Annotated in this window: 13 protein-coding genes; 5 read left to right on the top strand and 8 right to left on the bottom strand. The window is 58.9% G+C overall.

The window, feature by feature from the left end; translation table 11 throughout:
* The first annotated feature begins 77 nt into the window (after window positions 1-77).
* Both ACJ8PI_RS11300 and ACJ8PI_RS11295 read left to right on the top strand, forming a co-directional pair.
* Window positions 78-10,094, top strand: a complete 10,017-nt coding sequence (locus tag ACJ8PI_RS11300; protein WP_164134314.1) for a non-ribosomal peptide synthetase — start codon at window positions 78-80, stop codon at window positions 10,092-10,094.
* Between the two features lie 130 nt (window positions 10,095-10,224).
* On the top strand, window positions 10,225-11,214 hold the full coding sequence (locus ACJ8PI_RS11295; RefSeq protein WP_060427839.1) for an aldo/keto reductase: 990 nt from the start codon (window positions 10,225-10,227) through the stop codon (window positions 11,212-11,214).
* Here the strand turns inward: ACJ8PI_RS11295 and ACJ8PI_RS11290 are convergent.
* Window positions 11,211-12,104 (bottom strand): LysR family transcriptional regulator, encoded by an 894-nt coding sequence (locus ACJ8PI_RS11290; RefSeq protein WP_033647876.1) that lies wholly within the window; start codon window positions 12,102-12,104, stop codon window positions 11,211-11,213. The two genes, ACJ8PI_RS11295 and ACJ8PI_RS11290, sit on opposite strands and share 4 nt — an antisense overlap.
* 171 nt (window positions 12,105-12,275) lie before the next feature.
* Between ACJ8PI_RS11290 and ACJ8PI_RS11285 the strand changes: the two genes are divergently transcribed.
* Window positions 12,276-12,671: a (R)-mandelonitrile lyase gene (locus tag ACJ8PI_RS11285; protein ID WP_164134315.1), complete on the top strand. Its 396-nt coding sequence runs from the start codon at window positions 12,276-12,278 to the stop codon at window positions 12,669-12,671.
* 37 nt (window positions 12,672-12,708) lie between these two features.
* Here the strand turns inward: ACJ8PI_RS11285 and ACJ8PI_RS11280 are convergent, their stop codons facing one another.
* From ACJ8PI_RS11280 to ACJ8PI_RS11260, 5 genes are all read right to left on the bottom strand, one after another.
* Window positions 12,709-13,446 (bottom strand): helix-turn-helix domain-containing protein, encoded by a 738-nt coding sequence (locus ACJ8PI_RS11280; protein WP_060430529.1) that lies wholly within the window; start codon window positions 13,444-13,446, stop codon window positions 12,709-12,711.
* Between the two features lie 160 nt (window positions 13,447-13,606).
* Window positions 13,607-14,182: an O-methyltransferase gene (locus tag ACJ8PI_RS11275; protein WP_060430527.1), complete on the bottom strand. Its 576-nt coding sequence runs from the start codon at window positions 14,180-14,182 to the stop codon at window positions 13,607-13,609.
* A gap of 57 nt (window positions 14,183-14,239) precedes the next feature.
* Window positions 14,240-15,271 (bottom strand): alpha/beta hydrolase, encoded by a 1,032-nt coding sequence (locus tag ACJ8PI_RS11270; protein ID WP_060430525.1) that lies wholly within the window; start codon window positions 15,269-15,271, stop codon window positions 14,240-14,242.
* Window positions 15,272-15,282: 11 nt separating this feature from the next.
* Window positions 15,283-15,837: a DJ-1/PfpI/YhbO family deglycase/protease gene (locus tag ACJ8PI_RS11265; RefSeq protein WP_060430522.1), complete on the bottom strand. Its 555-nt coding sequence runs from the start codon at window positions 15,835-15,837 to the stop codon at window positions 15,283-15,285.
* Window positions 15,838-15,958: 121 nt separating this feature from the next.
* Window positions 15,959-16,129, bottom strand: a complete 171-nt coding sequence (locus tag ACJ8PI_RS11260; protein WP_172837482.1) for a hypothetical protein — start codon at window positions 16,127-16,129, stop codon at window positions 15,959-15,961.
* A 258-nt stretch (window positions 16,130-16,387) separates the two neighbouring features.
* On the opposite strand from ACJ8PI_RS11260, the gene ACJ8PI_RS11255 reads away from it, so the two are divergent.
* Complete coding sequence (locus tag ACJ8PI_RS11255; RefSeq protein ID WP_060430520.1) at window positions 16,388-17,203, top strand: helix-turn-helix domain-containing protein; 816 nt, start codon at window positions 16,388-16,390, stop codon at window positions 17,201-17,203.
* 110 nt (window positions 17,204-17,313) lie between these two features.
* Window positions 17,314-18,174 (top strand): LysR family transcriptional regulator, encoded by an 861-nt coding sequence (locus ACJ8PI_RS11250; RefSeq protein ID WP_060430518.1) that lies wholly within the window; start codon window positions 17,314-17,316, stop codon window positions 18,172-18,174.
* A 164-nt stretch (window positions 18,175-18,338) separates the two neighbouring features.
* Here ACJ8PI_RS11250 and ACJ8PI_RS11245 read toward each other — a convergent pair whose 3' ends face one another.
* Both ACJ8PI_RS11245 and ACJ8PI_RS11240 read right to left on the bottom strand, forming a co-directional pair.
* The gene (locus tag ACJ8PI_RS11245) at window positions 18,339-18,782 is read right to left on the bottom strand and encodes a cupin domain-containing protein (RefSeq protein WP_072269740.1); all 444 of its coding nucleotides are present in this window, start codon (window positions 18,780-18,782) and stop codon (window positions 18,339-18,341) included.
* Between the two features lie 233 nt (window positions 18,783-19,015).
* Window positions 19,016-19,384 carry a glyoxalase superfamily protein gene (locus ACJ8PI_RS11240; protein WP_172904844.1) on the bottom strand — a complete coding sequence of 123 codons (369 nt, stop codon included), beginning with the start codon at window positions 19,382-19,384 and terminating at the stop codon, window positions 19,016-19,018.
* Between the last annotated feature and the right edge of the window lie 12 nt (window positions 19,385-19,396).

The following is a 19,396-nucleotide window of genomic DNA, read 5'->3' as shown; positions in this document are numbered from 1 at the left end:
ATAACGCTTACGGTATTTATGTCATGCATAAGTATCTATTTATATATTTACGGAATATATTAAAAGGGAATTGATTTATGGACGCGCTCATCGCTTCACCCTATACCCACACATTTTGGAATGAGTACATGCTCAATCCACACTCCTGCGAGTACAACCTGGTGCTGGATCAGACGATTGAGGGAGAATTGGACGTCGGCCGACTGCGCGCGGCGATCGACGGGGTTTGCCGTGACTATATTCTGTTTCACCACGTTCTGGATGACAGCGCCTCGCAATTACGCTGGGTAAGGTCGGCGAAAAAAATTGCGCTGGAAACGCTCGATGCCGATTGCGATGTCGGTAAGTTAATCAATGCGCCGTTCGATCTCCGGGAAGGGCCGCTGTGCCGCTTCTATCTGATTGAGCTGGCTCCGCAGCGCTATAACCTGATCATTGTCGTTCATCACATCCTGATCGACGGCCTGTCCGGACAGGAGTTCTACAGCGCCGTTTCCGCCTATTACAATCGCGGCACGGCGGTGACGCCGCCGCAGGCGGATGAAACGGACATCAGCACATTGTACCGGCGCTATGAGGCGGATATCGCGGCGTTGAAACACGAGTTCGGTTCCGCGTCATTCTGGGGCGACATGCTGGCCGAATGCGCCCCGCGCGTGGCGTTGCCTTATCTCCCCGGCGCAGCGGCCGAAGCGCCCGGCGCCGGCGAAGTGCGCTTTGCGTTGCCGTTCGCTGAGTGGCAAGCGCTGAAATCCGGCGTCAGGTATGCCAATCCTTTCCTGATCTTCAAAACGCTGTGGGCGCTGCTGATCGCCCGACAATCTGCGCAGGAAACGGTGCATATCGGTTATCCCATCGCGCCGGAGGGTGGCGAGGCGCTGTTCTTCGGCGCACAGGTCAACACTGCGGTGTTTCCCTTGACCCTCGCCCCGGGAGCCACGTTCAATCAGCTGTACCGCGCGACGCTGGCCTACAGCAAAGCGCTCAAGGTGGCTGGCAAGCTGCGGCACAGCCAATTACCGGTTTATGACATGCTGAGCCTCAGTCCGGTGCGTCAGCTGAACGTCAACTTTACCCAGGCTTACCTGAAAGATGCGCCGCTGGCGCTCGAGGGGTGTCGCATTGGCGTCAATCACCGGTTCAATGTCGATCTGGCCGGTTCGGAACTGCTGCTGGAGTATCAGCCCACCGAGCAGGCCTTTGAGTTTCGCCTGCGCTACCGCCCCGATCTGTTCGACGCGACCCAGATGGCGGAGATGGCGGAGCAGTATCTTTGGCTATTGCAGCGCGCGTTAACCGAACCGGATGCGCCGATTGCCGCTTGGCCGCAGCTGACGGCGCAACAGGTTTTGCGCTGCCGCGACGCCTGGGAGAGCGGGCCTGCAACGGCCGATGCGGAAGCGACGCTGCTCGACGGCTTGGCCCGCCAGGCGCGCCGTCACCCGGAACGCATCGCCGTGACCGACGCCAAAGGATCGCTCAGCTACCGCCAGTTGGCGCAGCGCAGCGATCGTTTGGCGCTGCGGCTGCAGGCGGAGTATCAACGGCTGCGCGGCGTGGCCATGCCGCCGGAGACGCTGATCCCGCTGTATCTGCAGCGCAGCGTGGAGGCGGTGGTGGCGATGCTGGCCATCATGAAGGCGGGCGGTGCCTATGTGCCGCTGGATCCCGCCGCGCCGGCGCAGCGGCTGGATTATATCCTGCAAGAGGTAAACAGCCCGATCGTCCTGACCGAAAGCGCGTTGCAGGCCGCGGCGCAGCGATTGGCGCCGGGCGATCTTTGCCTGTCGGCGGATGAACCGCTCGCCGATGCGGATGCCGCGAGCTTGCCGCGTGTGGACGCCCGGCAGTTGGCCTACGTGATTTACACCTCCGGCACCAGCGGGCGGCCGAAGGGCACGCTGTGCGAACACCGGGGTGCAGCCAACATGGTGCTTGGCCATACGCAGCGTTTGTTGCGCAATGAGCCGGATGCGCTCAACTGCCTGCAGTTCGCCTCGCTGGCCTTTGACGCGCACGTCTTTGAGGTGTTCATGGCCCTGGGCAACGGCCACCGGCTGTTCATCGCGAGCGAAGCGCAGCGACGAGATCCGGCGTTGTTGTGCGAACAGATGACGGCCTGGTGCATCGAGGCCTGCTTCCTGCCGCCGGCGCTGCTTGGCACCTTCCCTGAATTGCCGGCTTCGGTGCGCTATCTCGCGACCGGCGGCGAGGCGAGCGCGCAGGAAGCGCTCGACCATTACCTGGCCCGCGGCATGCAGGTCGCCAACATGTATGGCCCGACCGAAGCTTCGGTCAGCGCCAGCCTGAATATTTATCGCCGCAACGGCGCGCGCAATATCGGCCACGCCATCGCCAACATGCGTTGCTATGTGGTTGACGAGCACGATAACTTGCTGCCGCTGGGGGCGGAAGGCGAGCTGTGCCTGGCCGGTGTCGGCCTGGCGCGCGGATACCTGAACCTGCCGACGTTGACGGAGGCCGCGTTCACCGCCAATCCTTTTGAACTGCGTGAACCGTACCGGCGCCTGTACCGCACCGGCGACAGAGTGCGGCGCTTGGCCGACGGCAGTCTGGAGTACCTCGGACGGCACGATCAGCAAATCAAGATCAACGGCTATCGCATCGAATTGGGCGAGATAGAAATGCAGCTGCGCGCGCTGCCTGGGGTGGCCGAGGCGGTGGTGAGTCTGCGTCCCGGCACTACGGACCAGCTGGCGGCCTGGTATGTGCCGCAACCTGGCGCGGAGCCGGAGGCCGGCGACATCTTGCAACGGCTGGCGGCGCAGCTGCCGCACTACATGTTGCCCTCGGCGATGCGGGCGCTGGCGGCGCTGCCGCTGACGGTGAGCCGCAAGGTCGATTACCGGGCATTGCCGGAACCGTTGCCGATCGAGCCGCAAACGGCGTTTCGCCGGCCGTGTTCGCCGCTGGAGATTCGCCTGTCGGCACTGTTCAATCGGCTGCTGGGGGGCGATGTCGGCGTGGATGACAACTTCTTCCGCCTCGGCGGCAACTCCATGATGGCGATCAGGCTGTGCCACGAAGTGAATAAACTGCCGGGGGCGAAGATCTCGGTGCTAACGTTGAATCAGCACCCGACGGTGGCCGCGCTGAGCGAGCACATCGCTGCCCAGCGTCAGGCGCCGCCGGACGAGCTGCCGATCCTCCCCGGCGGGCTGCGGGAGGCGCCGCTGTCGCTTCAGCAGTCGCGGCTGTGGTTTGTTCAGCAACTGTCGGTGAACGCCACGCATTATCTGTCGCCGGTGCTGCTGCGGCTGTCGCCGGATATCGATGACGAACGTTTTGCGGAGTGCCTGCAGGCGATCGTCGAGCGCCACCAGATCTTGCGCAGCCTGATTCGCCAGAATGATCGGGGCGAAGCCAGCCAGTGGGTCAGCGACACCGCGTTGCCGGTGCCTGTGCTAACGCTGAGCGCCGATGAATTTGACGCCGCGCTGACGCAAGCCTGCAGCCAGCCGATGGATTTGACGCGCGAGCTGCCGCTGCGCGCCACGCGCTACCGTTACCGCGATGCGGCGGAGCGGGAAACGACCGTTTGCCTGTTGGTGTTCCATCACATCGTCTTTGACGGCTGGTCGCTTGAGGTGCTGCTGCAGGAGCTGGACGCGCGCTATCGCGGCACGTGGCGTGAGGCGACAGAGCCGGCGTTGCAATACCTCGACTATGCGCGCTGGCAACAAGCGCCGGAAAATGTGCAGCGCCGGGCGGAAGAATTGGCCTTTTGGCGGCAAGCGCTGGCAGGTTGCCAGCAACTCTCGCTGCCGTTGGACTTTTTGCGGCCGGCGGTCTTCGACGAGCGCGGCGACAACAGCGAAGTGCCGTTGCCGGCGGCGCTGGTGAAGGCGCTGGATGCGCTGGCGCGCAGAGAGGGGGTGACGCTGCATGCGGTGATGCTGGCGGGGTTCATGTTGCTGCTGTCCCGCTACAGCGGCCAGAACGATGTCATGGTCGGCACGCCGTTGGCCAACCGCAGCCGCCCTGAACTGGAGAATCTGATCGGGTTCTTCGTCAATACGCTGCCTTTGCGCCGGCAGATCGACCCGCGTCATCGCGTCGTGGAGTTTGTGCGGCAGGTCGCGGCCACGACGCTGCAGGCGCAGCAGCATCAGACGCTGTCGCTGGAAGCGCTGGTGGACGACCTGGCGCTGCCGCGCGATTTTTCGCGCCATCCGCTGTTCCAGGTCATGTTCGCGCTGGAGAGCGAAGGCGGCGCACTGGCGCGCCCGGACTGGCTGTCGGTGGTCGATCTGAGCGCTTATGAACGCACCGCCAAGTTTGATCTTACGCTCACGCTGACGCCGCAGGGGGAGCAGATGCGCGCGCGCTTCAACTTCGCTTCGGCGCTGTTCAGCAAAGCGTCGATGGATCGGTTGGCCGGCTACTATCTCGCCGTGTTGCAGCAGATGGCGCACCACGACGACTGGCCGCTGGAAAATATCCGTCTGCAACCGCAGAGTCAGGCGCTGCCGGCGTCGCCCGCCTTCGGCTATGCGTTTGAACGCAGCCTGCAACAGGACTTCGTGCAGCATGCGCGGCGCAATCCGCAGGCCGTGGCGGTTGTCGACGAGCAGGGCGAGATGACTTACGGCGAGCTGCACGCGGCGGCGCTGACGCTTGCCACTCAGCTGCGCGTGCAAGGGCGGATGACCGGTGACGCCATTGCCGTCATCGCCGACAAGGGGCGCCGGCAACCGGTAGCCCTGCTGGCGGCGCTGATGTGCGGCAAGGCGTTTTTGCCGATGGAGGCAGCATGGCCGCCGCAGCGGCGGCTGAACGTGATGGCGCAGGCCGGCATCAATACGCTGCTCAGCGATGCGCCCTGGGCCTGCGACGAGATCAATCTGATCGAACTGAATGCCGCAGGGCTGGCGGCGCAGCTGCCGCTGCCGGAACAGCGCCTGCCGGCGCTGGATGCCGGGCCCGACAGCCTGGCCTATATCATTTTCACCTCGGGATCGACCGGTACACCGAAAGGCGTGGCGATCGAACATCGCAGCGCGGTGAATATGCTGGAGGGCGTGCGGCGGTATTTCGGCCTCAACGAGCGGGATCGCAGCCTGGCCCTCAGCGCGTTGAGCTTCGATCTGGCGATCTTCGACATTTTCAGCCCGTTGAGCGCCGGCGGCGCGGTCGTAATGCCGGCTGAGCGGGATCGGACCAATCCGCAGGCCTGGTATCAGCTGATGATGACCCATCGGGTGACGCAATGGCTGAGCGCACCGGCGCTGATGGAGCTGTTGCTGGATTATGTGAACGGGGCGGGGTTGACGGCCGGGCCGGCACCGGCGCTGCGGGCGGTGATGGTGGGGGGCGACTGGATCGCCACCTCGCTGCCGGAACGCTGCCTGGCCTGGGCGCCGCACGGCCGTTTTTGCAGCGCCGGCGGCGCTACGGAGGCGGCGATCTTCACCATGCTGTACGAGGTGCCGCGCGGTCAGAAAATTCGGTCGGTCAGCATTCCTTACGGCAAACCGTTGCCGCACCAGCGTTGCTATATCCTGGATGCCGGGCGGCGGCCCGCCGCGCCGGGTGTCCGAGGCGAAATCTATCTGGCGGGGGAAGGCCTGGCGCGCGGGTATTACGGCGATCCGCAACGCACCGCCGAGAGTTTCTTCTGGCATGACGAGCTGCAGGAGCGGGTGTATCGCACCGGCGATGCGGGCCGATGGCTGGAGGATGGCAACGTGGAGTTTATGGGGCGCCTCGATCAGCAGATCAAACTGAACGGCTATCGCATCGAACTGGGGGAGATAGAACATGCCGCGCTCGCCTATCCGGGCGTGACCGCCTGTTGCTGCGTGCTCGTCACGCAACCGCAGCCCTGCCTGGCCGCGTATTACGTTGCCGATGAGGCGATCGCCCCTCAGGCGCTGGCTCAGCATTTGAGCCGCCAACTGCCTCCTTACATGGTGCCGCAGGCGCTGATGCAGCTGGCGCAGCTGCCGCTGACCGAAAACGGCAAGATAGCGCGACAGGCGTTGCCGCAGCCGGAAAGGGCGGCGCGTGAGTTCGTCGCGGCGCAGAGCGAATGGGAGAACGCTTGTCTGGCGGTGTGGCGCGATCTGCTGCAGCGGCAGGATATCGGCGTGGAGGACAATTTCTTCTCGCTGGGGGGCAACTCTCTTCTGGCTATCCAGGCCTGCTATCAGATCGGCCGGCGGCTGGCGCGCGAGGTCACACTGAGCGAGCTGGGGCGCTTCCCGACGATCCGCTCGCTGTGTCGCGCGTTGCCGCAACAGGAGCAGGGCGCCGCGCCGGTGTCGATCCCACCGCTGCGGCAGCGCGAGTATCCGCTCTCTTCTTCACAGCTGCAGCTGTGGTTTATCGAGAATTTGAACGGCGGCGGCAATCTCTACCACGTGCCAATGCTGTTCCGTCTCGGCGACGGGGTGTGCCTGGCGGCTTACGAGCGCAGTTTGCAGGCGGTGGTCGCCCGGCATCAGGTCTTGCACAGCCTGATTGTCCAGATGCCATCCCAAAGCGCCGTCGCCCGTGCCTGTGAACTGACGCTTTCGCTGGAGCGCGTGACGCTGGCGGCGGCGCACTGGCCGGACAGGCTGCGGCAGGATATCGACCGGCCGTTCGCGCTGGGGGCGGAATTGCCGATCAGGGCAGCCGTTTACCGGGTGGCGCAGCCGGATGGCGGGTGGGTGACTTACAGCCTGATTCTGGTGCATCACCTGGCGTTTGACGGCTGGTCGCAGCCGGTGCTGTTGCAGGAGCTGGACGTGCTGTATCAGGCGCAGCGGCAAGGGCAAGAGGCCGGGCTGGCGGCGTTGCCGTTGCACTATGGCGACTATGCCGTCTGGCAGCGGCGCTGGCTGGAATCCGCTCAGGCGGATGAGGCGAAGGCGTATTGGCGACAAGCGCTGGATGGGTGGCAGGCGCTGGAAATGCCGCTCGATTTCTTGCGGCCGGCCCGCTTCGATCATCGCGGCGCCAACCACGTCATCGCGCTGCCGGAGGCCCTGACGATGCAGGCGACGCAGTTCGCCCGGCGCCAGGGCGTCACGCCGTTTGCGCTGTATCTCGCGGCCTTTAACCTGCTGCTCGGTTACTTCAGCGGCCAGCAAGATATTCTGGTCGGCACGCCGGTCGCCAACCGGCCAGTGGCGGAGACCCGCTCGGCGATCGGGTTCTTCGTCAACACGCTGCCGCTGCGTTCGCAGATCGACGATGCGGCGTCGCTGAACGACTATGTAAACCGGGTCTTTGACGGCGTGCTGCAGGCGCAACGGCATCAGAATTTGCCGTTGGATCAGCTGATCGAGCTGCTGCAGGTGCCGCGCGATCTGTCGCGCCATCCGCTGTTCCAGGCGCTGTTCGCGCTGGAGGAAGTGGGGGATGCGCCGGCCTGGCTGGCGCCGCAGGATCTGCTGGCGCACTACCAGGCGGCCAAATTCGATTTGACGCTGAGCATACAGCCGGCGCCGCAGGGCGGCAGGGCGATCTTCAACTATGCCACCGCATTGTTCTCACCGGCCACGCTGGCGCTGTTGGGCGAGTATTATCTGACCATCCTCACGCAGATCGTCAATCACGGGGAGCAGCGCGTCAGCCAGTTGGCGCTGGTCTCGGAGAGTGAAATGGCGCGGCAACGCGCCTTCCATCAATCCTGCCCGCCGGCCTACGATTTTGAGCGCGCCATCCATCATGATTTCATCCGTCAGGCCGATCGCCATCCGCAACGGCTGGCGATCGTCGATGAATGGGGCGAACTGAGCTACGGTGAGCTGTATCGGCGCGCGCTAACGCTGTCGCTGCAGCTGCGTCAGCACGCGGACATGCGCGCCGATACCATCGCGGTGATGGTGGACAAAGGGCGGGCGCAAATCATTGCGGTGCTGGCGATTCTGATGGCCGGCAAGGCTTATTTGCCGCTGGACGGCGCCTGGCCGGAACGCCGCCGCCTGGATATCGTCGCGCAGTCGCAGACCCGAATTATCCTCAGCAGCCGGGAGTGGGCGACCAGCGGCGAGGCCAGGCTGTTGACCATCGATCCGCAGGGGGCCGTCACGGCGTTACCGCCGGCGGCGCCGGGAGAGCCTGTCTTGCCGGCGCCTTCCGCGCTGGCCTATGTCATTTTCACCTCCGGCTCTACCGGCGCGCCGAAAGGGGTGGCGATAGAACATCGCGGCGCGGTGAACAGCATCATCGATACCTTGCGCCAGCTGGAACTCGGCGCGGACGATCGCGGGTTGGCGCTCAGCGCGCTGAGTTTCGACATTTCGGTGTTCGATATTTTCGGCCTGCTGTCGGTGGGCGGCGCTATCGTGATGCCGTCCGAAACCGAACGCTATCAGCCTGAGGCCTGGCATCGGCTGTTGATGACTCAGGGCGTGACCTTCTGGAACTCTGCGCCTTCGGTGATGACGCTGTTGGTAGAGCAGTTGGAATCCGCCGCGTCGCAGGCGCAGTGGCCGCAACTGCGCAACGTGGTGCTGGTGGGCGAGGTGATCTCCCGCCAACTGCCGGCGCGCATTCGTCAATGGCGGCCGGGGTGCCGAGTCGTCAGCGCCGGGGGCGCGACCGAGAGCTCCATTTGGTCGATCCTGTACGACATCCCGGAGACGCCGATCCTGGCGCCCAGCGTGCCTTACGGTCAGGCGATGGCCCATCAGCGTTTTTACGTGCTGGATCGTCATCTGCGCGTGCTGCCGCCCTGCTTGCCGGGGGAGCAATACATCGGTGGGATCGGCGTGGCGCGCGGTTATTACCGCAATCCGTCGCTGACCGAAGAGAAATTCATCTACCATCCGGAGCTGGGGGAGCGGCTTTATCGCACCGGCGATGCCGGCCGCTATTTGCCGGACGGCAACCTGGAGTTCCTCGGCCGTATGGATTTTCAGGTGAAAATCAACGGCTACCGCGTTGAACTGGGCGAGGTCGAGCAATGTGCGCTGGCGTTCGGCGCGATAAAATCCTGTTGCGCCGTCGTGCTGTCGGAGGCGCATCGGCAGCGCCTGGCGCTGTATTACGTCAGCGAGGCGCCGCTGGATGAATCGGCGCTGTTGGCCTTTATGAGCGGGCAATTGCCGTTGTACATGCTGCCTGCGGCGCTGATGCGGCTGGAAGCGTTGCCGCACAACTCCAGCGGCAAGCTGGATCGCAAGGCGTTGCCTACGCCTGCGGCGAGCGAACCGCAGGTTTATGTCGCTCCCGCGAACGAGCTGGAACAGCAGCTGTGTGCGCTGTGGCAGGCGGCGCTGCAGTGCGGGCAGGTCGGCATGACGGACGATTTCTTCCTGCTGGGCGGCACCTCGATCAAGGCCATTTCCCTGTGTGTCGGCATGGGCGAATTGATGGCCGCGCCGGTGCCGGTGGTGCAGCTGTTGCAAAGTCGCACGCTGAAAAACCTGTTGGCCGCCAACGAACGCCGCCTGGTCTTGCCGCTTAACCGCTGGGCAGAGGGCGCGCCCGTCGTATGGATGATCCATCCGGCGCTGGTAGGGGCGGAGGCATTCCACGCTTTCGCCCAGCCGCTGCAGGGGCGATTCAACTGCTATGGCGTCGATAACCATAACCTTTACCATCAACCCGCTATCGACTCGCTCGGCGATCTGGCCGAACGGTATCTGAACGAGATGATCGCCTCCGGTCTGCTGCAAGGCGCCGGGCCGGTGCGCATTCTCGGTTGGTCGCTGGGGGGCATTATCGCGTTGGAGATTGCCGCCCGCCTGGAGGCGCGTGGCTGCCGTAACGTGCAACTGTATCTGCTGGACAGCTTCTACCGGCAGGCTACGGCGGAGTTGCCCTTGGATCAGCTGCTGCCGGTGCTGGGCATCGAAGGCGAGGCGGCTACACGCGCCATGGCCGCAGGGCAGGCGGAGCGACGGCTGTCTGAGGGGAGTCTGAGCCGCAGGCTGCAGACCACCAAGGTGACGCTGTTTAAGGCGACGGAGAGGAACCCGCAGTTGCCGGAGGCGGTCACGGCGCCGCTGCTGGCGGTGGCGGATAATGGGCTAGGCGCGGTCTGTGAGCGGCTGAGGGTCATCCCGCTGGCTTGTCATCACCATAACATCCTGCTGTGTGAGGAGGCGATCGGCCAAGCGCTCAACGATGACGTTTGATTCATGAGCCTGGCTCATAAGCCTAAGCGTATTTCGCCCCATAGTCATGGTGCCAACCGTGTTTTACAGTCATCACACCGGAGCGGCGCCGCGTCAGGCGGCGCCGGTATCAATCAGCGGGAGAGTGAAGATGCAAACACGCAAATTGGGGCGCGAAGGGCTGGAAGTCTCGGCGTTGGGGTTGGGCTGCATGGGGCTGAGTTTTGGCTATGGCCCGGCCACCGACAAACGACAGGCGATCGAGCTGATCCGTGCCGCGGTCGACGAAGGCGTGACGTTCTTCGATACCGCCGAGATTTATGGTCCGTTCACGAACGAGGAATTGTTGGGCGAAGCGCTGGCGCCGGTGCGCGATCGGGTCGTTATCGCCACCAAGTTTGGTTTCGATCTGTCGCAGCCGGCGGGGCAACAGGTGTTGAACAGCCGTCCGGAGCATATTCGCCGGGCGGTGGACGGTTCGCTGAAGCGCCTGCGGGTAGAGGCCATCGATCTGCTGTATCAACATCGCGTCGATCCCGAGGTGCCTATCGAAGAGGTGGCCGGGACGGTGCAGCAACTGATTCGCGAAGGGAAAGTGAAGTACTTTGGCCTGTCGGAAGCCGGAGCGCAGACCATTCGGCGTGCCCACGCAGTGCAGCCGGTCACGGCGCTGCAAAGCGAATATTCGCTGTGGTGGCGCGAGCCGGAGCGTGAAATCTTGCCGACGCTGGCGGAACTGGGCATCGGTCTGGTGCCGTTCAGCCCGCTCGGCAAGGGCTTTCTCACCGGCGCCATCACCGAGGACACCACCTTCGACAGCGGCGATTTTCGCAACCAGGTGCCACGCTTCAGCGCCGAGGCGCGCCGAGCCAACCAGGCGCTGGTGGATGTGCTGGGGCAGATAGCGCAGCGCAAGGGCGCGACGCCGGCGCAGATCGCTCTGGCCTGGCTGCTGGCGCAGCAGCCGTGGATCGTGCCGATCCCGGGAACCACCAAGCGCCATCGTCTGCAAGAAAACCTCGCGGCGGCGGCGGTCGCGTTGGCGGCGGACGAGCTGGGCGAGATTGAGCGCGCGCTTTCCGCTATCGACGTGATCGGCGATCGCTACCCGGCGCATCTGCAGAAAAACGTCGGGCGTTAAGCCCCGCGCCGCAGCGCCTCAATCAGCAGCGCAAAGGCGGTGGTGTGCTGCCTGCGGCTCGGATAATAGAGGTAATAGCCGGGAAACGGCGGGCACCAGTCGTCCAGCGCCATCTGCAGCCGGCCGTCGGCCAGCGGCTCGGCGACGGTGTCTTCCGGCACAAAGGCGATGCCCAGGCCGAGCTGCGCGGCGTCGATCCGCTGGCGCAGGCTGTTGAAGGTCAGTTGCCCCTCCACCCGCACTTTGATCTCCCGGCCATCGCGGGCAAATTCCCAGGCGTACAGCCCGCCGAGGGTGGGCAGGCGCATGTTGATGCAGCGATGGTTTTGCAGCGCTTGCGGCGTGGCGGGGCGGCCGTAACGGGCGAAATAGGCGGGGGAGGCAACGGGCACCATGCGCATGTCCGGCCCGACGCGCACCGCCACCATGTCCTTCGCCACCTGTTCCCCCAGCCGGATGCCGGCGTCGAATCGCCCGGCGACGATGTCGGTCAGGCTGTTGTCGACGGTGATTTCCACGTTGATATCCGGGTAATCGACGAGAAAAGTGCGCAGCACCGGCCACAGCACCGCATCCACCGCGTGTTCGCCGGCGGTGATGCGGATGTTGCCGGCGGGCCGATCGCGCATTTCACCCAGCGCGTTCAGCTCGCTTTCAATCTCCGCAAAGCGCGGGCCGATGCTGTTGAGCAGCCGTTCACCGGCCTCGGTGGGGGCGACGCTGCGGGTGGTGCGGGTGAGCAAGCGCAGCGCCAGGCGTTCTTCCAGCCCGCGAATAGCGTGGCTGAGCGCCGATTGGGAAACCCCAAGCTGCGCCGCCGCTTTGGTGAAGCTGCGCTCCCTGGCCACCATCAGGAAAGCGATCAGATCGTTAAAGTTTTCTTTCAACATATCGGCACCGAAGAGGAAGGTGAGCGCACTGTCGCGCAGATTTATGAATTTAGCTCATAGCTCCTTGCGCATTTTACCCGCTAGTCGCCGGAAAAGCATGGCGCTATCTTGGCATCACTCACTCATGACGATCAGCGCCGGCGGTGAGAGCCGGCACGGAGGACACGACAGATGAAAATACAACGCAGCGGTTCGATCCCATCACAGCGCGGTTCAGCGGATTATTTTACCGGGCAGGTACGCATCGACGCGCCGTTCGCCGGTGACGCGCCGGCCAGGGTGGGCGGCGCGACCGTCACCTTCGAACCCGGCGCCCGCACGGCCTGGCATACGCATCCGCTCGGCCAGACGCTGATTGTCACTCAGGGGCGCGGTTGGATCCAGATGTGGGGCGAGGCCACGCAGGAAATGCACCCCGGCGATATCGTCTGGATCCCGGCAGGCGTCAAACACTGGCACGGCGCGACGCCGGACACCGCCATGACCCATATCGCCATCGCCGAAGCGGTGGACGGCAGCCCGGTGACCTGGCTGGAGCCGGTCAGCGAGGTGGAGTACCGGCAATAGCCCGATGGCGAGACTCAATCGATGTTGCGGCGATGATTTACCCCAGCCTGATGATCGGGATCAGATAATCGCAGCGAAAAGTGCCGGGATCGCTCGTTGTCGCCTGTTCAGCATAAACCAGTTTGAGATCTGAACCTTCCCTGCGACTTAACCTGTTGAGGGGCAGAATTGAGTCATACAGCGAGAGGACGAAATCGAGTAGCTTATTGTGGGGCCCGGCGTAACGGAACACGGCATATCTTCCCGGTGTTACAGCGGATTTTTCGCTGCAGAAGCATGACAACATCATCCGTATATGAGGTGCGTCGAGTGCCGGAGGATGAACGCGCCATGAAATCGAGGAATAACGCCTGGCCAGGTCGCTTAGACGCCGGTGGGTAAGGTACATAAATTCAGTTTGCGGCACTATGCCGCTGTCGATTTGCAATGGGGGATGCAGCGTGCTCATGTCCCATTTTTCGTGCTGGCGGTAACGGCTGGGGGAGAGGCCGAACTGCCGCGTGAAAGCACGAGTGAAAGCTTGCTGACTGTCGAATCCGTATCGCTTGGCGATATTATAGATAGAGTTACGGGTTAAGCGCAGCGCCAGTGCGGCTTTTGACAGTCGGCGAACGCGAATGTAATGCCCTAAATCTTTGCCGGTGACTTTCTTGAACTCTCGCTGCAGGTGCCATTTGGAATAACCACTGCGCTGAGAAACAGCATTCAGCGTCAGGTCACTCTGCAGGCTGGCTTCGAGCCACTCCAGCATTTTATGAATAATAACTTTTTGCATGAAATTATCCTTGTCAGTGAATTCAACGATGCCGCTCTGGCAAGAGTGTCAGTGGGGGAAATAGGGAATGATGCGAATAGAAAGCCGCGGCGTTTAGCTAGACAAGGCGGATGATTTTGTCCGGGCGAATTCTGCTACAGGCAATTTCCGCGTGTGATCTTCATCCGGAGCGTTTTCTGAAGATGCGCGTGTTGGCTTGCTCGATAGGCGGCAGTTCGCGCCAGATTTCGGCAGAAGTCAAAAACGCCATGACTCTGGCATCGTTGCAGAGAGATAAATTGGAACAGGCCAGAACGCCCTGTGATGCGAGACGATGATGTATCTTCTTGAGCAGTGTGATTTCCGGTGCAAAACCGTCGAAGAAGGCAAAATCGTATTCTGTGTCTAACGTATCGATGACGGTGTTGAAATCGCCGTGGTGCACAGTTATCCGCGATGAAAGGCTAAGCCAGGCGGTATTGTGTCGGGCAAGTTCAACGTTCACGTCATCTTTATCTATAGTGTCGATCGCTGCCTGAGGAGCTGCGAGCGCCATAACGCATGAGGTAAAGCCGATGGCCGTGCCTAACTCCAGTATCTTGGTGGGACACAGATTGCTAACGGTGTCGTAGAGCCCGACAGCGTCTTCGAATACGTATGACCAGTTGCCGCGTTTACGCTGTAATCTTTTGGTTTCCTGATAAAGGGTGGCCAGCGGCGCCAGCGTTTCCTGGTTTGTTTTGCGTGGGTGGGACATGGTGAAATCCTGCTCGTGAGGGCGTCCGCTCGATAACGGCGAACGCCTGATGTGGAATTAAAACTTGTTAAAGAAATTGGCGACGTGCGGTACTGCTGCATCAACGGTGAGCGGATCCTGATAGAACTGGAGTTGGTTTCTGCCGCCAAACCAGACTAGCTGTTTATTGCTGCTGCCAATGCTGTCAAACAGCTGTCGCGGGATTTGTTCTCCGCTCGCGGCGCGTTCACTGTGGATCATTAGCACGGGTTTTTGCAGATCGGCGATCGCTTTACTGCTGTCTCGTGCCCAGATCCCCGCTTCGCTCATGCGAGTCATTTTATTCTCCCAGCGGCCACGGTGGTTGGCCAGAACGTCATGCTGCGCCCAGGGAGCGTAGAAATTGTATATGGCTTCCGCGGTCAGATAAGCCGATTTATCTTCTGTGCTGACCACCGGGATGTATTCTACTTCACCGGCTTGCTCAAAGCGTTCACGGGCCTTAAGCGCCATGCCAACGCGATTGTCGATCGCCTCTTGCGACTGAAGGTAGAGCATCCAGGTTGCCGGCACTAAATACTGCCCTGCGATCAGGGCAGTGGCGCGGATTAACGGATTGGAATTGACCGCATCAATGGTCCAGTTGACGCCTTGGCACAGCCCAAGCGCGTAAATGCTTTCTTCATCCACACTGTCCAACTGCGAAAGATAAGCGACCGCTGCGTTCAAATCTTCGGTTTTATTGGCGCCCCAGTCATAGCCGCGCGGTTCACCTGACGATTCGCCAAAACCGCGAGGGTCAAAGGTCAGTACGGTAAAACCGTGTTTGACCAAGCGGCTGGCGTATTGCAACGGTGCCTGTTCCTTCACGTAACTGATCGGCCCCATCACGGCGATTGCGGGGGTGCGGTAAGCTGATTTTGCCGGTGAAAAGAGATTGCCGACAATTTCCACCCCTTGGCTATCAAAGGTGATGCGTTCAACAACATAATCAGTGACCTGCAGACGAGCATTCTCATCCCAGTCCTGGGTTTTAAATTCACCCACGTTGTTTCTGGTAAGAAAACCGGGTTCGGAACCGGCATGTTGCGCTTTGAATGCTTCATTCATCATTGTGTTCCTTATAAGCCTAATTCTTTTGCGATTGCCAGGGAGAAAGGTTCCAGGTCCCCTGGGTTTCTTGAGGTGATCAATACCCAGCCATTTTCGTCCGAACGGACCACGGGGGCGTCGCTCCAGCGGGCGCCGGCATTGGTCAGGTCTTTCTTCATCGTATGGTAGGACGTCAGTTTTTTGCCCGCCAGGCGGTCGGCTTCGACCAGCAGCCAGGGGGCATGGCAAACCGCCGCTACGGGTTTGCCGGCGGTGATGAATTCGTTGACCAACCTGATGGCGTGCGTGTCGATACGAATATTATCGGCGTTGACCGTCCCGCCCGGGATGACTAATGCATCGAAATCAGCGGTTTTAATTTCATCGCTGAGCAGTCGATCGGCATTAACAATTTCGTCTTTATCGGTATCGTTGACAAAAGTCTGCACGCGTAAGCTTTCCGCCGACGCGTGCACAACCTCTGCACCTTTAGCGGCAAGGCGACGTAATGGGATAAGCAGTTCATCTTTTTCCACACCGATGTTATAGGTAATGAAAAGGATTCGTTTATTTAACGTAGACATACAGATTTCCTTCAAACATGAGGGCCATAGGGATAATAGCAACGCAAAATTGCGCCCAACCAGTCTCTGGCAGAGCCACCTTGTTACAAGTATGAAGAGATGAATGGTATGGCTATGTTTATCAGCTGGTTATAACAACATCTGATTGATATTGTTTGTTTAATATTTTGCTGAAGCATTGCTCTTGCCGTTTCACTTCCAATATAAACTCATCCGGAGTCAGTTTATGATTAATTCCCGCTAAATAGGCTAGCGCCAACTCTTTGGCCGTGTAATGATTAAATTGATACATGATCATCTCCGCAGGTGTATAAATGTGTTCTTGTTAAAACAGTGGGTGACATAACTTTACCGTTTTACTCGTTGTCCAAACAGTCTCTGACAGTACCAGTTTGTTATAATTGTTTCCAAGCGAGGGCGGGCGTTCTGCTTCGGCGATATGACAGAAAATAAAAATGGCGGGAGAGGTCATGAGGTGTTATTAATTAATAATGAATAACGTTATTTCACGCCCCGTGATAACGTCGGACCCAACGAAACAGGATGTTGTATGAATATGTTGATCGAGCAGATTCGCAGTTTTTTTTACAGCCGAAGATGTCGCTTGAAACCCACTGATTTTGGCATTTTGGATGATGGAAAGAATAGACGAGTCAAAGGATTACGTAGAGAGGAGTTGGCCGAGCAGGCGGGGTTGAGCGTAGAATATTATACCAAGTTGGAGCAGGGGCGAGTGAGCAACCCTTCGTTGCAGACGCTGTCCGTTCTGGCGGATGTACTCAGGTTAGACGCGTCGGAACGGCAATATTTGTACTTGTTGTTTAACCGAGAGCGGCCTCTTTCCTCTACGGAAATATATTCTGACGCAGCAACGCTGCAGTTTTATATTGAGTCCTTTGTGTTGACGCCTGCCTATTTTCTGGATGTACGGCTTGACATCATAAGTCCGAATTTTTTAGCCAGAAAGCTGATTACCGGCACAGATGAAAGTGTACATGAATTGAATCTGGCGCGAGTGGTTTTTCTGGATGATGAGGCAAAGAACCGCTACGCCACCTGGCGTGAGAAGGCTGAAGATACGGCGGCTATGTTGCGTTTTGCGATAGCTCTTTTCCCACAGGACACGTATCTTTTTGAACTGCATGCGGAGCTTTATGAACGAAGCGATCTGTTTCGCCTGCTCTGGAATCAGCATCGCGTCCTGGAAAAAACCAACGGGTATCGGCCGTTGTTTTATCCGGATGGCACACGGCTTGAAACTTCTTACGAGACCTTTACGCTTAACCAAAATCCTTTATTGCGCCTGGTCGTCTATTTTCCTAATGATATGGCGACTCGCGAACGCCTTGCTGCCTTGCAACAATAGCGTTGTCTGGGGTTTTTATCGATTAGAGGCGGCAGGTTTTCTGAGAGTTTTATTTTAACTGCAGATTATTAGTCTGTTTTATAGTAAGAAGAAAGGAATCAAGTGATAAAATGAAGCTACATCAGTTAAGCTTATTCTGTGCAATTGTCGAAAATGGAACCATTGCCGCTGCGGCCAAGAAGCTGAATTGTGTTCCATCCAATATCACTATTCGGTTGAAACAGCTTGAAGAGCAGTTGGGGGCGAAGCTATTTAATCGAGAAAAGAACCGCTTATTGATAACGCCACAGGGGCGCATACTTTACCGCAGTGCTAAAGACTTATTGTTGCGTGCTGTCAATATTGAACATTTATTCAATAGAAATACTGCAGCAAACGGTGTTTTTCTTGTCGGTGCTCTGGAGGGGGTGCTGTCCTCTCACATGCCTTCATACATCGTCAATCATCGAATGAAATACCCCAATATAGAATTGCATATCAGGTCTGATAACTCTCTCAATCTGGAGCGAGAGTTACTCGAAGGGGCACTCGATCTCATCATTACCGATGGTCCCATAGAGCATCCGTTGCTTTCCAGCACGTTGGCGTTTAGAGAGCGATTAATGTTGATTGTGCCCCCGTCCTTGCCGGCAACCATCGATCTTGGCTTTTTGGAAACACTGGATCTTTATACATTTAGAAAAAGCTGTAGCTATCGACACCTGATTGAATACCTACTTTCGAGTAAAAAAATCAGACCTAATATGATATTGGAGATGGAGTCGTATGATGTTATCACCGCCTGCGTAAGTGCCGGTTTGGGGTTTTCCTTGGTACCGGAAAGTATTTTAGAAAAGTGCTTTCCAACTCAGAGTAAAATACAGGCCATGGAGATTCCTGAGCTTGAAAGGAATGATTTATTTTTTGTATGGAGAAAGAGTGATGACGCATCAATGCTGGTCTCTGACTTTGTATCAGGTGTGTTCTGCTAGACCTTATTCTTAATGCCATTATATCGGTGAATTAGGAGGGCGTTTGGCGGGACAGCCCTTCTAAAGCTGGGCTGTCCATGCAAGGGATTTTAACTAACAGGGTATTTAATGCAAAGTGGCATTGGATATCTAAATTGAAAAAGCATGCGGCTCAGTTTCAGTTATCAATACTCATCCACTTCGCCTGGCTCTGATGTAAATGTCGGAACACCCTTGACTGCAGAATAAGTCAATATCAGCACTGTCTCGGTATTCCCACTGATACCACGATGTACGCCTCCGACCGTTTCAGGAAAGGCCTCACCAGTTTTAAACGTTTGTTTTTTACCAGAGTCTCTGTCTTCGATAGTAAGCTGGCCTTTTAAAACATAACCTGCGTTTGGATAGGGGTGTGTATGCCAGGGAAGTGCCGTGTTGGCAGGAATCGTCATTCTGATGACTCTTAGATCAGGTTGGCCGGATGGATAACTTTTGTAGGGTGTGCCATCCCAGGCTGACGTACTTTCCACCAGCTGCTCTACTTTAGCAGAAGCCGTATTTTGATCTTTGGAAAATGCGGAAACGGACGTCAGAAGGACTATTGTGGATATTAAAATGTGACTTTTCATAAGTGCACTCCGGCAATGTTTAAGGGAGATCACGATGTTGTTATAACGAGGTGCTTACATCGGATGGGGAATTTATAGCAAAGCCCATTTTCTGCCGAAAGTAACTTTTTTTAAGCACAGCGGTGAATATTTTTGACTAAATGAATGTAATGAGCGTTTTTCAATTTTACGAGATTGAAAATAGTATTTTCATCCGGTGGAACGGTAAAATGGACTCATGAACGTTATCACATTCATTCCGATCCACTCTGCTCGCAAAACCGCAGGCGGTTGCCGAACGGATCGGTCAGGTTCAGCTCTTTGCCCCAGTCGACAACCTCCAACCCCGGCCGGGCATAGCGGTAGTTTTTGGCCGTGAGCTCCCGGTGCAGCGCGTCGATATCGTGTACCGGGATGAAAATAGCGGCGCCGGGCGTGCTGTCGCCATAGTGTTCGCTCAGGTGCAGCGTCAATCCGGCGCGGGTCACCTGCATGTACAGCGGCAGATCTTCGCTGAAACGGTGCTCCCACTCCAGCGTGAAGCAGAGAAAGTCCAAATAAAACTCTTTGGCCTTATCGACCGCAAAAATGCGCAGGATCGGAATGGCGGGGGAGAAGGTGATCATCGTCGATCT

It is taken from the genome of Serratia sp. CY82433, assembly GCF_052166535.1.
GTDB lineage: Bacteria > Pseudomonadota > Gammaproteobacteria > Enterobacterales > Enterobacteriaceae > Serratia > Serratia sarumanii.
Note: the sequence above shows the minus strand (reverse complement) of the source record. Positions and strands in the feature narration are given on the sequence as shown.

Bases quoted from the DNA above. Each gene is read 5' to 3' on its own strand.
- ACJ8PI_RS11300 (WP_164134314.1), top strand. From the start codon at position 78: ATGGACGCGCTCATCGCTTCACCCTATACCCACACATTTTGGAATGAG.
- ACJ8PI_RS11295 (WP_060427839.1), top strand. From the start codon at position 10,225: ATGCAAACACGCAAATTGGGGCGCGAAGGGCTGGAAGTCTCGGCGTTG.
- ACJ8PI_RS11290 (WP_033647876.1), bottom strand. From the start codon at position 12,104: ATGTTGAAAGAAAACTTTAACGATCTGATCGCTTTCCTGATGGTGGCC.
- ACJ8PI_RS11285 (WP_164134315.1), top strand. From the start codon at position 12,276: ATGAAAATACAACGCAGCGGTTCGATCCCATCACAGCGCGGTTCAGCG.
- ACJ8PI_RS11280 (WP_060430529.1), bottom strand. From the start codon at position 13,446: ATGCAAAAAGTTATTATTCATAAAATGCTGGAGTGGCTCGAAGCCAGC.
- ACJ8PI_RS11275 (WP_060430527.1), bottom strand. From the start codon at position 14,182: ATGTCCCACCCACGCAAAACAAACCAGGAAACGCTGGCGCCGCTGGCC.
- ACJ8PI_RS11270 (WP_060430525.1), bottom strand. From the start codon at position 15,271: ATGAATGAAGCATTCAAAGCGCAACATGCCGGTTCCGAACCCGGTTTT.
- ACJ8PI_RS11265 (WP_060430522.1), bottom strand. From the start codon at position 15,837: ATGTCTACGTTAAATAAACGAATCCTTTTCATTACCTATAACATCGGT.
- ACJ8PI_RS11260 (WP_172837482.1), bottom strand. From the start codon at position 16,129: ATGTATCAATTTAATCATTACACGGCCAAAGAGTTGGCGCTAGCCTAT.
- ACJ8PI_RS11255 (WP_060430520.1), top strand. From the start codon at position 16,388: ATGAATATGTTGATCGAGCAGATTCGCAGTTTTTTTTACAGCCGAAGA.
- ACJ8PI_RS11250 (WP_060430518.1), top strand. From the start codon at position 17,314: ATGAAGCTACATCAGTTAAGCTTATTCTGTGCAATTGTCGAAAATGGA.
- ACJ8PI_RS11245 (WP_072269740.1), bottom strand. From the start codon at position 18,782: ATGAAAAGTCACATTTTAATATCCACAATAGTCCTTCTGACGTCCGTT.